The sequence below is a fragment of the Polaribacter gangjinensis genome (assembly GCF_038024125.1).
GTDB classification, from domain to species: domain Bacteria; phylum Bacteroidota; class Bacteroidia; order Flavobacteriales; family Flavobacteriaceae; genus Polaribacter; species Polaribacter gangjinensis.
In genome coordinates this window covers 2,076,211-2,091,948 of sequence record NZ_CP150662.1, presented here as the reverse complement: position 1 = coordinate 2,091,948, position 15,738 = coordinate 2,076,211, and the positions used below count along the sequence as shown (strand labels likewise).

At 33.4% G+C, this 15,738-nt stretch carries 12 protein-coding genes; 2 read left to right on the top strand and 10 right to left on the bottom strand.

All coding sequences use genetic code 11. From position 1 onward, the window contains the following. Positions 1-12 precede the first annotated feature (12 nt). Entirely contained in the window at positions 13-1,320 is a 1,308-nt protein-coding gene (locus WHA43_RS09405; RefSeq protein ID WP_105046800.1) for a cytochrome c3 family protein, read from the bottom strand. 198 nt (positions 1,321-1,518) lie between these two features. Here WHA43_RS09405 and WHA43_RS09400 point away from each other — a divergent pair, with 198 nt between their 5' ends. Then, complete coding sequence (locus tag WHA43_RS09400) at positions 1,519-1,887, top strand: SPOR domain-containing protein (RefSeq protein ID WP_105046799.1); 369 nt, start codon at positions 1,519-1,521, stop codon at positions 1,885-1,887. A 77-nt stretch (positions 1,888-1,964) separates the two neighbouring features. Here the strand turns inward: WHA43_RS09400 and infB are convergent, their stop codons facing one another. From infB to rimP, 3 genes are all read right to left on the bottom strand, one after another. After that, positions 1,965-4,778: a translation initiation factor IF-2 gene (infB, locus tag WHA43_RS09395; protein WP_105046798.1), complete on the bottom strand. Its 2,814-nt coding sequence runs from the start codon at positions 4,776-4,778 to the stop codon at positions 1,965-1,967. A gap of 63 nt (positions 4,779-4,841) precedes the next feature. Then, a complete protein-coding gene (nusA, locus tag WHA43_RS09390) occupies positions 4,842-6,095 on the bottom strand; it encodes a transcription termination factor NusA (protein WP_105046797.1) in 1,254 nt (417 codons plus the stop codon). 12 nt (positions 6,096-6,107) lie between these two features. Beyond that, complete coding sequence (rimP, locus tag WHA43_RS09385) at positions 6,108-6,572, bottom strand: ribosome assembly cofactor RimP (RefSeq protein ID WP_105046796.1); 465 nt, start codon at positions 6,570-6,572, stop codon at positions 6,108-6,110. 197 nt (positions 6,573-6,769) lie between these two features. Between rimP and WHA43_RS09380 the strand changes: the two genes are divergently transcribed. Continuing rightward, on the top strand, positions 6,770-7,600 hold the full coding sequence (locus tag WHA43_RS09380; protein WP_105046795.1) for a universal stress protein: 831 nt from the start codon (positions 6,770-6,772) through the stop codon (positions 7,598-7,600). A 2-nt stretch (positions 7,601-7,602) separates the two neighbouring features. On the opposite strand, the gene WHA43_RS09375 is transcribed toward WHA43_RS09380, so the two are convergent. The 6 genes from WHA43_RS09375 to ilvD form a co-directional block, all read right to left on the bottom strand. Further along, complete coding sequence (locus WHA43_RS09375) at positions 7,603-8,208, bottom strand: MCP four helix bundle domain-containing protein (protein WP_105046794.1); 606 nt, start codon at positions 8,206-8,208, stop codon at positions 7,603-7,605. 94 nt (positions 8,209-8,302) lie between these two features. Next, entirely contained in the window at positions 8,303-9,895 is a 1,593-nt protein-coding gene (locus WHA43_RS09370; RefSeq protein WP_105047362.1) for an NADP-dependent glyceraldehyde-3-phosphate dehydrogenase, read from the bottom strand. A 169-nt stretch (positions 9,896-10,064) separates the two neighbouring features. Continuing rightward, positions 10,065-11,540, bottom strand: a complete 1,476-nt coding sequence (ilvC, locus tag WHA43_RS09365) for a ketol-acid reductoisomerase (protein WP_105046793.1) — start codon at positions 11,538-11,540, stop codon at positions 10,065-10,067. Between the two features lie 11 nt (positions 11,541-11,551). Beyond that, positions 11,552-12,085 carry an acetolactate synthase small subunit gene (ilvN, locus tag WHA43_RS09360; protein ID WP_105046792.1) on the bottom strand — a complete coding sequence of 178 codons (534 nt, stop codon included), beginning with the start codon at positions 12,083-12,085 and terminating at the stop codon, positions 11,552-11,554. Between the two features lie 81 nt (positions 12,086-12,166). Further along, the gene (ilvB, locus tag WHA43_RS09355) at positions 12,167-13,900 is read right to left on the bottom strand and encodes a biosynthetic-type acetolactate synthase large subunit (RefSeq protein WP_105046791.1); all 1,734 of its coding nucleotides are present in this window, start codon (positions 13,898-13,900) and stop codon (positions 12,167-12,169) included. A 94-nt stretch (positions 13,901-13,994) separates the two neighbouring features. After that, the gene (gene ilvD, locus WHA43_RS09350) at positions 13,995-15,671 is read right to left on the bottom strand and encodes a dihydroxy-acid dehydratase (RefSeq protein ID WP_105046790.1); all 1,677 of its coding nucleotides are present in this window, start codon (positions 15,669-15,671) and stop codon (positions 13,995-13,997) included. Positions 15,672-15,738: the final 67 nt, after the last annotated feature.

The window sequence follows — 15,738 nt, the reverse complement described above, 5'->3', positions numbered from 1 at the left end:
ATTTTTGCTTTATTAATAATGACATTTACCACACTCTAAACCTCCCAATTGCGCAACTGTAACTTGCCCAACATTGTATTTTTTAGCTAATTCTTTGTGTATTTTGTCATAGTATTCTGTACCCTTTAAATCAACTTTTGTTTCTCTGTGACAATTGATACACCATCCCATAGTTAAAGGAGAAAATTGATACATTTCGTCCATTTCTTCTACAGGACCATGACAAGTTTGGCATTCTAATCCTCCCACTGTTACGTGTTGTGAGTGATTGAAATACGCAAAATCAGGTAAGTTATGAATACGAATCCACTTGATTGGTTTAGTTTCTCCTGTATATTCTAGCGCTTCTGGATCCCAACCAGCAGCAGTGTAGATTTTTGCAATTTCTTTGTCAAGTTCTGCTTTTCCATACGTTACTCCATCCCATTCTACAACAGTTCCTTCAGCAACCTCAGCAATGTTTTTATGACAGTTCATACACACATTTACGGACGGAATCCCTGAATGCTTACTGTGCTTTGCTGATGAATGACAATATTGACAATCTATTTTATTATCTCCAGCATGAATTTTGTGCGAGAAGGCAATTGGCTGTAAAGGAGAATATCCTTGATCAACACCTACTTTAAAAAGCGTTCCAAAACCTACATAAGCTCCCATTAATAATAAAAATATTGTTGTAACAACTTTTAAGAAAGTGTTTTGTTTAACTCCTTCCCAAAGTTCTTGCAAATCTCTTTTTAAGTCTGATTTAATTTCAGGAGTTTTATTTCCTTTCAACTCGGCAACTTGTTTTAACAAGCTTGCAATCATTAAAAATGCTACTACAATAGCAGCAGCTAAAATGTAAATTAGCCATCCTGGCGCAGTTGAACCACCTCCACCAGTTGCAACAACTTCAGCAGCAGCAGGATCAACTTTTGGTTTTGGATCACCAACAGTAGTGTAGTATAAAATATCATCAATATTTTGGTCTGTCAATTGAGGAAAAGCAGACATTGCGGAACCATTATATTCTTCGAAAATAGCGATAGCATCTCTATCACCTGAAGCTCTTAATTCGGCATTATTTCTAATCCATTTAATTAACCACTCACGCTCTCTTCTTGCCTCAACACCTCCAAGAGCAGGCCCAACCAACTTTTTGTCTAATTTGTGGCAAGATGCACACAAAGATTTGAACAATTTTTTACCTTCTTGTTGACGTGCTTCATCTACTTCTTGTGAATAAGAAGAAAGACTAAATGCAAAAAACAGGATAATTGTAAAACTCTTTAGAAGAATTAGGGTTCGTTTACTGTGTAATGCTACACTTTTCATATTTACAAACTATTTTTAGTGTCTTGTATAAAATGGTTCAAAAAAACGCTTTTTGAACAGTTGCACAAAAGTAGTACTTATTAGCAAATTTTTAAAAAGGAATAGAATGTTAAACATTAATTTATAATAATTCTAAATAATGATTTTTTAAGATTATATTAAAAAGGATGTTATTACTTTTGCAAAAATTACTTTATTATGAAATATTCTTACTCTTATTGGTTTTTTGGATTTTTTTTAATACTTGGTATAGAAAGTATTAGTGCTCAAAACAGCACCAATATGAGTCCACAGATTAAAACGTTGATTGCTAAAAAAAGAGCTTTTAATAAAGATGTTGGCTTTGGATATCGTGTTCAAATTTTTTATGGTGATGAATCGAATGCAAAAAATGCACAAGCTAAGTTTGCTTCTTCCTATCCTGATGTATATACAAAACTGACATATGATCAGCCGTATTGGAAAGTTCAAGTTGGAAATTACAAGACAAAATTAGAGGCTGATAAAGCATTGCTAAATTTTTCAGAAAAGTTTTCTGGATTGATTGTTATTTCTCTTTTAAGGTAAGTTTAAAAAATCCAACGAAAATTAAAAAAGCCAAAATCAAAATTGATTTTGGCTTTTTTTATGAAATAGAAATCCTGCTATAATTTCTTTTTAACAGCAAATTCTTTATACGCTTCAATTAAATCACCCTCTTGGATATCGTTGTAATTTTTAATTTGCAATCCACAATCATATCCTTTTGCAACCTCTTTCACATCGTCTTTGAAACGTTTCAATGATGCTAAAGAACCATCATGAACAACAATTCCGTCTCTGATAATTCGGATTTGAGAGTCTCTAAATATTTTTCCAGACATTACCATACATCCTGCAATGTTTCCAACTTTAGATATTTTATAAACTTCTCTAATCTCCACATTTCCAGTAACTTCCTCTTTCATTTCTGGAGAAAGCATTCCTTCCATAGCATCTTTTAAGTCGTTGATAGCATCGTAAATGATAGAATATGTTCTGATATCCACTTCTTCTTTATCAGCAATCGCTCTTGCATTTCCTTGAGGACGAACATTAAATCCTACAATAATTGCATCAGATGCTGTTGCTAATAATACATCACTTTCCGTAATAGCTCCAACTCCTTTATGTAATATATTGATTTGAATTTCTTCGGTTGATAGTTTTTGGAACGAATCTGCTAATGCTTCTACTGAACCATCCACATCTCCTTTTAAAATGATGTTTAATTCTTTGAAATCTCCTAAAGCAATTCTTCTTCCAATCTCTGCAAGTGTCAATGTTTTTTGAGTTCTTACAGATTGTTCTCTTTGCAATTGTGATCTTTTTGCAGCAATTTGTTTTGCTTCACGTTCATCATCAAATACAACAAACTTATCTCCTGCTTGTGGTGCTCCATCCAATCCTAAAACGGAAACTGGAGTTGAAGGTCCTGCTGATTTTAATTTTACACCTTTATCATCAAACATGGCTTTAACCTTACCACTATTTTTTCCGGCTAAAATATAATCTCCCACTTTTAAAGTTCCTGCTTGAACTAAAATGGTTGTTACATATCCTCTACCTTTATCTAACTGAGCTTCAACAACAGTACCAGATGCATTTTTATTAGGATTTGCTTTCAATTCTAAAACCTCAGCTTCTAGCAAAACTTTTTCTAATAATTCTTCAATTCCTTGACCTGTTTTTGCTGAAATATCTTGAGATTGAATATTTCCTCCCCATTCTTCGATAAGTAAATTCATAGCAGATAATTGCGTTTTTACATTATCTGGGTTGGCATTCGGTTTATCAATCTTATTGATGGCAAAAATTATAGGAACTCCAGCTGCTTGAGCATGGGAAATTGCTTCTTTGGTTTGCGGCATTACATCATCGTCTGCAGCAACCACAATAATTACTAAGTCTGTAACTTGCGCTCCACGAGCACGCATTGCTGTAAATGCTTCGTGACCAGGTGTATCTAAAAATGCAATTTTTTGGTCTCCTACTTTTACCGCATATGCACCAATATGTTGCGTAATTCCTCCACTTTCACCTTCGGTAACATTTGCATTTCTGATGTAATCTAACAATGAAGTTTTTCCATGATCTACGTGACCCATTACAGTAATGATTGGCGCACGAGTAATTAAATCTTCTGGATTATCTTCAACCGATTCAATAGCTTCTTCAACTTCAGCACCCACAAACTCTACTTTGTGATCAAATTCTTCTGCAACAATAACCAATGTTTCAGCATCTAAACGCTGATTCATGGTTACCATCATTCCTAAAGACATACATGCAGAGATGATTTGTGTTACAGGAACATCCATCATGGTTGCAACCTCGCTAACTGTTACAAATTCAGTAACTTTTAGAATTTTGCTATCTAATGCTTTTGCTTCTAATTCTGCCTCAGATTGTTCTCTGTGAGCATCTCTTTTATTTCTTCTGTATTTTGCTCCTTTTCCTTTAGATGATTTTCCTTGAAGTTTCTCTAAAGTTTCTCTTACTTGTTTTTGGATGTCAGCCTCAGATGGGTCTTCTTTTTTGATAGGAGCTTGACTTCCTCTAGGTCTAAAACCTCCTTGTCTGTTATTGCCTTGTCCACCTTGATTTGGTTGATTTGGTCTGTTTCTATTGTCTTGAGGTGGTCTTGAATTAGCTCCAGGTCCTATAGCAGTTCCTGGCGCAGCACCTGGTTTGCTAATACGCTTACGTTTTTTTCTTGGGTCTGCAGCAGCGTCTTTTTTAACTTCTGGTTTTTTCTTTTTAGGTCTTTCAAACTGTTTCAAATCAATGGTTTGTCCAGTTATTTTTGGCCCATCCAATTTTTTGTATTGAGTAACAATCGACTCTGCATTTTCTGGAGTAATCTCAGTTGGCTTTTCGTCTTTTTGAACTTGCTGAACTGGTTTACTTTCTACTTTTGGAGTTTCAACTTTAGGTTCTTCAGCTTTTTTAGATTCAGCTACAACTTCAGGTTTTTTCTCTTCTTTTATTGGAGCTACTTCTTCTTTAGTAACTGGAACTTCAACTATTTCTTTTACTGGTTTTTCAACTTCTTTCTCAACTTCGGGCTTTTTTCCTAAGTTATCTATGTCGATTTTCCCAACAGTCTTAAACTCAATTTTATCTGCTTTCGCTCTTAAAATTTCTTCCTCTTTTTTAGCCTCTTCTGCTTTTTTCTTTTCAAGCTTGGCCTCAATTTCAAGACGAATTGCTTCTTTTTCTTTTCTTTTTTCCTCTCCAACTTCTTTAGATGCTGCTTTTTTATTAGCATCTGTTTCAAAGCCATCAAGAAGGACTTGATAGGTTTCTTGAGAAATTTTAGTAGTTGGTCTTGCTTCTACTTCATGACCATGCTTTCCTAAATATTCCACAGCTCTGTCAAGAGAAATATTTAATTCTCTTAACACACTACTAAGTCTCATTGTTTTGTCTACAGACATATATAATTTTTTATTCTTTAATTTTTGTAAAAATAATCTTTTTACTTTTAATGATTTTTGAAATTACTCTTCGAATTCTTCTCTTAAAATTCGTTGAACATCCAAAATAGTTTCTTCTTCTAAATCGGTTCTTTTTACCAATTCTTCTACTGATGTTTCTAAAACACTTCTTGCAGTATCTAATCCAATGTTTTTGAACTCTTGGATAATCCATCCTTCAATTTCGTCAACAAACTCTGTTAATTCTACATCTTCTTCAGCGCCTTCTCTTTGAACATCGATTTCATAACCTGTTAACTCACTTGCTAAACGAATGTTTACACCACTTTTTCCAATTGCTTTTGAAACTTCTTCCGGTTTTAAAACGACTTTTACACGTCCTTTTTTACCATTTTTTTCAGATTCATACAATTCGATTTCCATAGATGTTACTTTTGCAGGACTCAAAGCTCTAGCAATATACAATTGTTCGTTTTTTGTATAATTGATAACGTCGATGTTTTCGTTTCCTAATTCACGTACAATTCCGTGAATTCTTGATCCTTTTACACCAACACAAGCACCAACTGGATCAATTCTGTCATCATAAGAATCTACTGCTACTTTTGCTTTTTCACCTGGAATTCTCGCAACGCCTTCTACAGTAATTAAACCGTCGAAAACTTCAGGAATTTCTTGTTCAAATAATTTTGTTAAAAATAAGGGTGATGTTCTTGACAAAATAATCGCAGGTTTGTTTCCTCTTAATTCAACAGATTTTACAACACCTCTTACAGAATCGCCTTTTCTAAAAAAGTCTGAACGAATTTGCTCGCTTTTTGGCAATACAATTTCGTTTCCATCATCATCTAATAAAATGATAGCATTGTGACGAATGTGATGCACTTCAGCAGTATATAATTCGCCTTCTAAATCTTTAAATTGTTTAAAAATATTGGTACTATCGTGTTCATAAATTTTTGAAATCAAATTTTGACGCAAAGCCAAAATAGCTCTTCTACCTAATTGAACTAACTTTACCTCTTCAGAAACGTCTTCGCCAATTTCAAAATCGGGCTCAATTTTACGAGCTTCACTCAATTCTATTTCTTCATTATCATCTTCAGACATTCCGTCTGCAACCACCACACGATTTCTCCAAATTTCTAAATCTCCTTTATCAGGATTGATGATGATATCAAAGTTATCATCAGAGCCAAACTTTCTTTTTAAAGCTGCTCTAAAAACTTCTTCTAAAATAGACATCAATGTTACTCTGTCTATACTTTTGTTATCTTTAAATTCAGAAAACGATTCAATTAACGCTAAATTTTCCATTACCTTATTTTCTTAAAATACAATCTTCACTTTTGCTTCTTTGATATTTTTATACTCTATTGTTGCTGTTTTTTCAACAGTCATTTTTCCTTTTCCTTCTAATTTTGGGACTCTTGCTTCCCAAACTAACACAATATTTTCTTCGTTTACAGCAACTAAGGTTCCTTCTATTTCTTCTTCGTTTGCCGTTTTTACATTCAATATTCTATTGATGTTTTTTATATATTGTCTTTGTAATTTTATGGGTTTTGAAATATCTGGAGTTGAAACTTCTAATGCAAAATCTTCAGTTTCTCTATCCAAATTATGTTCAACATTTCTACTAATTCTTATACATTCGCTTAATGACACCCCTTCATCACCATCAACAATTACTTTGATTTTATTAGCTTCAGAAATTGAAAGATCTACTAAAAATAGTTTTTCATTTTCTGCTAACGCCTCATCAACTAAATATCTTACTTTGGCTTGATCCATTATTATTTTTTACTAAATCTTAAAAAAACAATTCTTTTAGATATAAAAAGAGGGGACTCTAAGTCCCCTTCATTTTCATTTTTCCTTATTTTTTCGGTGCAAATATACTAAATGTTTGTGATTTACCAAAAGGATTGTAATTCAAATCTTTTTTGTAAATTTAAAAACGCAATTTCGTTTTACTTAAACCATCAATTATGAAAACAATTTTAGTTCCTATTGATTTTTCAAAATCGTCAGAATTTGCTTGTAAAATGGCTGCGAAAATTGCCAAAAAATCTGAAAGTTCAGTGTATCTTTTACACATCATAGAATTGCCATCTGGCATGGCAGATATGGGTTCAAGAAGCAATTTTAGCATTCCTGAAAGCATGTTGTACTTGCGTAAAATTAAAGAACGTATTATTGATTTTAAGGAACGATTTTTCTCAGAAAACCAAGAAGTACATCATTTGATTCGCTTTCAAAATCCGTTTGAGGGAATTTTAGCTTGTGCTGATAAAATAAATGCCGATTTGATTATTATGGGTTCTAAAGGGCATTCTGATTTTGAGGAAATTTTGATTGGTTCTAATACTGAAAAAGTAGTTCGAAAATCCACAATACCTGTGCTAGTTGTAAAAAAAGACAATGATAATATTGAATTTAAGAACGTTGTTTTTGCATCGAGTTTTAAAAACGAAGACAAAAAAGATGTGCTAAGAAAACTATTAGAAATCGCCTTAATTTTTGAAAGTACCATTCATTTATTGAAAGTTACTACTCCTTCTAATTTTGAAAGCACTTTTGAAGCAACTCAAAAAATTAAGGAATTTGTTACCGAATTTGAGTTACCAAAACACAGTATTTCTATTTACAATGATGTTTCTGTTGAAAAAGGAATCCTAAATTTTTCGCGCGAAATCAATGCTGATTTAATTGCATTGAGTACACATGGCAGAAGTGGATTATCACATTTGTTTTCGGCAAGTGTTACTAAAAATTTATCAAAAAGTGGTTTAAAACCGATGTTAACGATTCGTGTTTAAGCTCATTTTGATTTCTCTTTTTTAGGATTATACATCACAATTACTTGAACAACAATTGCTAAAAACACCAATAAATAAATTTCAATTTGTGTAAATAATTCGACAGTATCAATGGCTTTTTGGCTAATAGACATTTGTCTTCTTCCTTCATTTAACTGGATTTTATTTAAATCGTGTAAATTTTCATCAATTTCAAAAAGTAATTTTAACAAATTGCTTTTATCCTCCATTCCATTCTGAACGAATTGACTTTCTTTAGTTTTAAGTTTATCGAAATTTGCTTTAAATTGGTCAAAAACAGTTCGCTCTTCTGGAGTCAGTTTGGTTTTTTCATATCTTTCAATTGAAAATTCGATATTATTATTTTCTGATTCGTTTGCTACCTTAAAAAAATCAGCATTTGAAGTAACAATTGCAATTTCTTTCTGTTTAATGGAGTTTGAAATCTCAAAAATCAAATCATTGGCAATCAATCTATCTTCATAAATTGAAACTACAGAATCTTTAACTCTAACAAAATTATTTCTATCTAAAAGATTGGTGGTGATAATAAGAACAAAAACCATCAAAATTCCTAAAACCCATTTTATTTTATCGTAAAAATTCATAATTATTTGATTTATACATTTTCTACAAATATAAAAAAAAGCCACTATTTTCGATTTTGAAAAAGCGGCTTTTAACTTTTAAATAATTGATTTTTTACAAAATATAATCAGTATTGATAAAATTCGATGATTTTGTATCTAATAATTGTTGTAAAATAGCATTATTATATGCAGAATCTTTAGATGCAACAAAGGTTCTGATTGAAAAAGAACGCAATGCATCATACACACTTAAGGTTGCCACAGCTGAATCTTTTCGTCCTGTAAATGGATAAACGTCTGGACCTCTTTGACAAGAACTGTTTAAATTTACTCTACAAACTAAATTCACTAAGGTATCAATTAATGGTGCTAAAGTTTTTACATCACTACCAAAAACACTTACTTGCTGACCGTAATTAGATTCAGCCATATCGTTCAAAGGTTCCTGAATATCACTGAAAGAAAGCACAGGAATTACAGGTCCAAATTGCTCTTCTTCAAAAACGCGCATGTTTTTAGAAACAGGATATAAAACCGCTGGAAAAATATAATTTTCGGTAGTTTTTCCACCATTTTCATTGATTATTTTTGCACCTTTTTTGGTAGCGTCATCAATCAATTCTTGAATATAAGCTGGTTTTTCTGGTTCAGGTAAAGGCGTTAATTGTACTCCATTTTCCCAAGGATTTCCAAATTTTAAAGCATCAACTTTAGCCGCAAAACGCTTGTTGAATTCAGCCACAATATCTTCATGAACGTACACCACTTTTAAAGCCGTACAACGTTGACCGTTGAAAGAAGTTGTGCCAACAATACATTCGCTAATTGCCAAATCTAAATCAGCATCTGGTAAAACTATAGCAGGATTTTTTGCTTCTAAACCCAACACCAAACGCAACCTATTTTTATTGGGATGATTTCCTTGAATTGCATTTGCAGATTTGCTATTTCCAATCAAAGCCAACACATCTACTTTTCCAGTTTCCATAATTGGTGTTGCTAGCGTTCTTCCTCGACCATAAATGATGTTTACAACACCAGCAGGAAAACTATTTCGAAATGCTTCTAACAAAGGTGACAATAATAAAACTCCGTGTTTTGCAGGTTTAAAAATGGCTGTATTTCCCATGATTAAAGCGGGAATTAACAACGCAAAAGTCTCATTTAATGGATAATTATAAGGCCCTAAACACAATACAACTCCTAAAGGTCCACGTCTGATGTGTGCATACACTCCTGCATTTTTTTCAAACTTGGCAGAAGTTCTGTCCATTTTTTTATAATCTTCAATGGTATCGTAAATGTATTCTACAGTTCTGTCAAACTCTTTTTGCGAATCTGGTAAAGTTTTTCCAATTTCCCACATCAATAGTTTTACTATTTCCTCACGTTTGGTTTTCATTTGCGAAACGAACTTTTCCATAGCTGCAATTCTGTCAGCAACTTTCATTGTTGGCCACAAACCTTGTCCACGATCATAGGCTTTTTCAGCTGCATGCAAAGCTTCTAAAGCTTCATTTTCACCCAAATCAGGAACCGTTCCTAACAATGTTGGTTGATATTCTTTTGTAGAAGATATTGTTGAAAAAACATTGGCTGTTTTCCCTTTCCATTCTTTTAAAATGCCATCAACTAAATAGGTATTTTGATGCAATAAAGCATCAATTTTAAACTCATTAGGAATTTCTTTAAATGTAATTTCCATAAAAAAATTGTGTAATTTAGAAATCAAAGTAACAAAAAATAAGTTCACTTTTGATAGTTTGTTTGATAAAATCATTGAAAAAATCACGAAAAGCATTTCGAGTTTTTCTATAAAAAAAGCACCTTTTCTTGTAAAAAGATGCTTTTTTAGTTTTAAAAAACATAATTGATTAGGCTGTTTTTACTACTTTCATTGCAGTCATTGACGCTCTTAAAGTTGCCCCAATTTTTTCTACTGGATGATTTCTAATCGCTTTATTTACTGCAATTAATTGCTGATTATCAACACCATTATCATTGGTGAATTTTTTTCCAATCACATCTGTTGAAACTTTTTTCATGAAATCTGCTAACAAAGGTTTGCAAGCGTGATCAAATAAATAACAACCATATTCTGCAGTATCAGAAATTACGCGATTCATTTCGTATAATTTTTTACGTGCAATTGTATTGGCAATTAACGGAGTTTCATGCAAGGATTCGTAATATGCAGAAGCATCAATAATTCCAGATTCTGTCATAGATTCAAATGCCAATTCAACTCCTGCTCTCACAAATGCAACCAACAAAGTTCCGTGATCAAAATATTCTTGTTCTGGAATTTCTCGTGTGGTGATGGTTTGTTTTTCAAACGCAGTTTCGCCAGTTGCAGCTCTCCAAGTTAATAAGTTTTTATCATCATTTGCCCAATCTTCCATCATGGTTTTTGAAAAATGACCTGTCATGATATCATCCATGTGTTTTTGAAATAACGGACGCATGATGGTTTTTAATTCTTCCGAAAGTTCGAATGCTTTTATTTTTGCAGGATTTGACAATCTGTCCATCATATTGGTTATTCCTCCATGTTTTAAAGCTTCAGTTACAGTTTCCCAACCATATTGAATTAGTTTTGCTGCGTAACTTGCGTCAATTCCTTCAGCCACCATTTTGTCAAAAGATAAGATTGCGCCAGTTTGTAATAATCCACATAAAATGGTTTGTTCGCCCATTAAATCAGATTTTACTTCTGCCACAAAAGATGATGCTAAAACGCCAGCTTTATGGCCTCCAGTTGCTACTGCATAGGCTTTTGCTTGCGCCCAACCTTTTTGTTCTGGATCATTTTCAGGATGTACAGCAATCAATGTTGGCACACCAAAACCACGCTTGTATTCTTCACGAACTTCAGATCCTGGAGATTTTGGAGCAACCATAATTACGGTTAAATCCTTTCTGATTTGCATACCTTCTTCAACAATATTAAAGCCATGAGAATAGCTTAACGTAGCTCCTTTTTTCATCAAAGGCATGACTGCATTTACTACGCTAGTATGTTGTTTATCAGGCGTTAAATTAATTACTAAATCAGCTGTTGGCAATAATTCTTCATACGTTCCTACTTTAAATCCATTTGAAGAAGCGTTTACGAAAGAATCTCTTTTTTGGTCAATGGCAACTTGTCTTAGTGCGTATGAAATATCCAAGCCAGAATCTCTCATATTCAAACCTTGATTTAACCCTTGTGCGCCACAACCTACAATGACTATTTTTTTTCCAAGCAATGCGTTTACACCATCTTCAAATTCTGAAGCATCCATAAAACGGCATTTTCCTAGTTGTTCTAATTTTTGTCTTAAAGTTAATGTGTTAAAATAATTTGACATTTTTTTTGGTTTTAATTGTTGTTGAATGCTTGTAGCATTTTTGATATTTTCATTTCGTCTTTAGTCACTGCAATTCGTCCAGAACGTGTGTATTGCATGATGCCAAAAACACTTAGTTTTTCGTATAAATCTTTTAATTCTTCTCTTTTTCCTGATTTTTCAAGTACAAAAAACACTTTGTTTACGGTAACAATTCGTGCATTGCTTTCTTTGATGATATTTTGAATTTGGCGTTCTTCAAACAATAAATCGGATTTGATTTTAAACAACCCCGAAACTTGATAAATCGTTTCTTCTTCTGTATGATAAAACGCTTTGATTACCTCAACCTGTTTGTCTATTTGACCGATGATTTTTTTCATCCCAACTTCATCCATATAAACAACAATGGTAAATCTTGAAACGCCATCAATTTCAGATGGAGACGTATTTAAACTCTCAATATTGATATGTCTTCGTTGGAAAATTGCTGAAATTCGGTTCAACAATCCAATGTTATTTTCCGTGTAAATGGAAACTGTATATAGTTGTTTTTCTGTGTTCATTCTTGTAGGTTCAAGGTGTAAAGATTAAAGTTTCAGAGTTTTTACTCATCTTTTTATTCTTTGTTCTTTTTTCATTTTTATTTACTCCAAACGTATATCAGAAACACTTGCTCCAGAAGGAATCATAGGAAAAACATTGTCTTCTTTTTCCACACAAACTTCTAGAAAATATGCATCTTTACTTGCCATCATTTCTGCAACTGCAGGTGCTAATTCTTCGCGTTTGGTAACTTTTTTTCCTTTGATGTAATAGCCTTCAGCAATTGCTACAAAATTTGGATTCACCATTTCTGTAGATGCATATCTTTTGTCAAAAAATAATTGTTGCCATTGACGCACCATTCCTAAAAAATCGTTGTTCAAAACCACAATTTTCACAGCCGCTTTTTGCTGAAAAATAGTTCCCAATTCTTGAATCGTCATTTGATATCCTCCATCACCAGAAATAGAAACAACTTCACGATCTGGAGCTGCCATTTTTGCGCCAATGGCTGCTGGCAATCCAAAACCCATAGTTCCTAATCCGCCAGAAGTAATGTTGCTTTTTGTGATGTTAAAATCAGCATATCTGCAAGCAATCATTTGATGTTGACCAACATCAGTAACAATGGCGGCATTTCCATTACTTTGGATATTGATTTCTTTCAACACTTCTCCCATTGTTAAGCCTTCTTTTGTTGGATACAAATCATTTTTGATGACTTTTTCATATTCAATGGCATATAAATCTTTGAATTTTTGATGCCAATCTTCATGAGAATTTACATGAATCAAAGGCAATAATAATTCTAAACTCTCCTTGGCATCTCCCAAAACAGCAATATCCGTTTTTACATTTTTATCCACCTCAGCAGGATCAATTTCAAAATGAATCACTTTAGCTTGCTTTGCATAGGTTGCTAAATTTCCAGTAACTCTGTCGTCGAAACGCATTCCAATAGCAATCAAAACATCACATTCGTTTGTTAACATATTTGGCGCATAATTTCCATGCATGCCAACCATACCAACGTTTAATGGATGAGAAGTTGGAATTGCAGAAGCTCCTAAAATTGTCCAAGCTGCAGGAATTCCTGCTTTTTCAACCAAAGCTTTTAATTGATTTTCTGCCTTACTCAAAATAACTCCTTGTCCCCAAACAATCAATGGTTTTTTAGCAGCATTGATTAATTTTGCTGCTGCTTCAACTGTTTGAAAATCTGTTTTTGGTAAAGGATTGTAACTGCGAACTTTGGTACATTTTTTATACAAAAAATCGAATTCACTAAACTGAGCATCTTTTGTAATATCTACCAAAACTGGTCCTGGTCTGCCACTTTTGGCGATGTAAAATGCTTTTGCCAAAACACTTGGAATATCTTCAGCTTTAGTTACTTGGCAATTCCATTTGGTAATTGGAGTTGAAATTCCGACAATATCCGTTTCTTGAAAAGCATCACTACCTAACAAATGCGAAGCAACTTGACCTGTAATACAAACCATAGGTGTAGAATCGATTTGCGCATCTGCAATTCCTGTGATTAAATTGGTTGCACCTGGACCAGAAGTTGCAATAGCAACTCCAACTTTTCCAGAAATTCGTGCATAGCCTTGAGCAGCATGAGTAGCTCCTTGCTCATGACGCGTTAACACATGATGGATTTTATCTTGATATTTGTACAATTCGTCATACACTGGCATGATTGCTCCTCCTGGATATCCATAAATAATGTCAACTCCTTCTTCAATTAAACAACGAACAATTGCCTCTGAACCTGAAATACGCTCAGTGGTTTGTATTGTTTCTTGAATTTTTGTTATGGTTTGTATTTCCATATTTTTATTTTTGATTAGAGAAGAAAGAAAAGAGATCAAAGACTTTTAACTCGTTTAATTTCTATTTTCTTTACTCTTATTTCTTTATTCTTAATTATAAATCAGTTACACATCCTTTAGATGCTGATGCAACATACTTAGCATATTTGTATAAGATTCCCTTGGTGTGTTTTGGAGCTGGAGCTACCCAAGTTGCTTTTCTTTTAGCAATTTCTTCCTCAGAAAGTAATACGTTTATGGTATTGTTTTCTGCACTAATTCTGATGATATCTCCTGTTTTTACCAAAGCAATTGTTCCTCCTGATTGTGCTTCAGGCGTTATGTGACCAACCACAAATCCGTGAGTTCCTCCTGAAAAACGACCATCTGTAATCAAAGCAACTGATTTTCCTAAACCTGCTCCCATAATTAAGGAAGTTGGTTTTAACATTTCTGGCATTCCTGGACCTCCTTTTGGACCTACATATCTGATTACTACAACATCGCCTTTGGCAACTTCGCCATTTGAAATTCCTTTATTAGCGGCTTGTTCTCCATCATAGACCACAGCTTTTCCTTCGAAAAGCAATCCTTCATTTCCTGAAATTTTGGCAACTGCGCCTTCTTCAGCCAAATTGCCATACAAAATTTGAATGTTCCCTGAAGATTTCAGTGCTTTGTCTTTTGGGAAAATAACATCTTGCGACTCAAATTCAATTGCTTTTACATCCGCTAAATTTTCAGCCAAGGTTTTTCCTGTTACTGTCATGCAATCCCCATGCAAATAGCCATTATCCAACAAATATTTCATGATTGCTGGAGTTCCTCCAATTCCGTGAACATCTTCCATCAAGTATTTTCCTGAAGGTTTTAAATCGGCAATTAAAGGAGTTCTATCACTTACTCGTTGAAAATCTTCCAAGGTAAATTCGATATCTGCTGCGTGTGCAATTGCCAAGAAATGCAACACTGCATTTGTAGACCCACCCAAAGCGTTTACAATTGCAATCGCATTTTCAATGGATTTTTTTGTGATGATATCTAAAGGTTTTAAATCTAGTTCTAACAAATTTTTAATCGCTAAAGCAGTTCTTTCTGCTTCTGATAATTTATTCGGATTTTCTGCAGGAATTGAAGAATTGTAAGGCAAAGAAAAACCCATACATTCTATTGCAGAAGCCATTGTATTTGCAGTGTACATACCACCACAAGCGCCTGCTCCAGGAATGGCTCTTTTAATGATTTCTTTGTATTCGTTTTCATCAATTTCACCAGCAACTTTTTGACCTAATGCTTCAAAAGCTGAAACAATATTCAATTTTTTTCCTTTGTAATTTCCAGATGCAATAGTTCCTCCATACATCATAATTGCTGGACGATTTAAACGCAACATTGAAATAATAGCTCCAGGCATATTTTTATCACAACCAACAATGGCAACCAAAGCATCATAACTTTGTGCATTCATCACAGTTTCAATAGAATCTGCAATGATATCTCTAGAAACTAACGAATAATTCATCCCTGAAGTTCCCATAGAAATTCCGTCAGAAACACCAATAGTATTGAAACCTAAACCCACCAAACCAGCAATATTGCATTCTATTTTTACCTCATCTTTCAATTTATTTAAGTGCATATTGCAAGGATTTCCATCATAACCTGTACTTGCAATTCCCACTTGTGCTTTTTGCATGTCTTCATCTGTCAAACCAACTGCATATAACATTGCTTGCGATGCTGGTTGAGATTCATCTTGTGTTAATCTTTTGCTGTGTTTATTTAATTTCATGTACTAAAAACTTTATTTTGTTAACAAAAATAGATTGATTCTAAAATTTGATTGCGTATTTGTTAGT

Coding starts and splice junctions, on each gene's coding strand:
- WHA43_RS09405 (WP_105046800.1), bottom strand. CDS start 1,320: ATGAAAAGTGTAGCATTACACAGTAAACGAACCCTAATTCTTCTAAAG.
- WHA43_RS09400 (WP_105046799.1), top strand. CDS start 1,519: ATGAAATATTCTTACTCTTATTGGTTTTTTGGATTTTTTTTAATACTT.
- infB (WP_105046798.1), bottom strand. CDS start 4,778: ATGTCTGTAGACAAAACAATGAGACTTAGTAGTGTGTTAAGAGAATTA.
- nusA (WP_105046797.1), bottom strand. CDS start 6,095: ATGGAAAATTTAGCGTTAATTGAATCGTTTTCTGAATTTAAAGATAAC.
- rimP (WP_105046796.1), bottom strand. CDS start 6,572: ATGGATCAAGCCAAAGTAAGATATTTAGTTGATGAGGCGTTAGCAGAA.
- WHA43_RS09380 (WP_105046795.1), top strand. CDS start 6,770: ATGAAAACAATTTTAGTTCCTATTGATTTTTCAAAATCGTCAGAATTT.
- WHA43_RS09375 (WP_105046794.1), bottom strand. CDS start 8,208: ATGAATTTTTACGATAAAATAAAATGGGTTTTAGGAATTTTGATGGTT.
- WHA43_RS09370 (WP_105047362.1), bottom strand. CDS start 9,895: ATGGAAATTACATTTAAAGAAATTCCTAATGAGTTTAAAATTGATGCT.
- ilvC (WP_105046793.1), bottom strand. CDS start 11,540: ATGTCAAATTATTTTAACACATTAACTTTAAGACAAAAATTAGAACAA.
- ilvN (WP_105046792.1), bottom strand. CDS start 12,085: ATGAACACAGAAAAACAACTATATACAGTTTCCATTTACACGGAAAAT.
- ilvB (WP_105046791.1), bottom strand. CDS start 13,900: ATGGAAATACAAACCATAACAAAAATTCAAGAAACAATACAAACCACT.
- ilvD (WP_105046790.1), bottom strand. CDS start 15,671: ATGAAATTAAATAAACACAGCAAAAGATTAACACAAGATGAATCTCAA.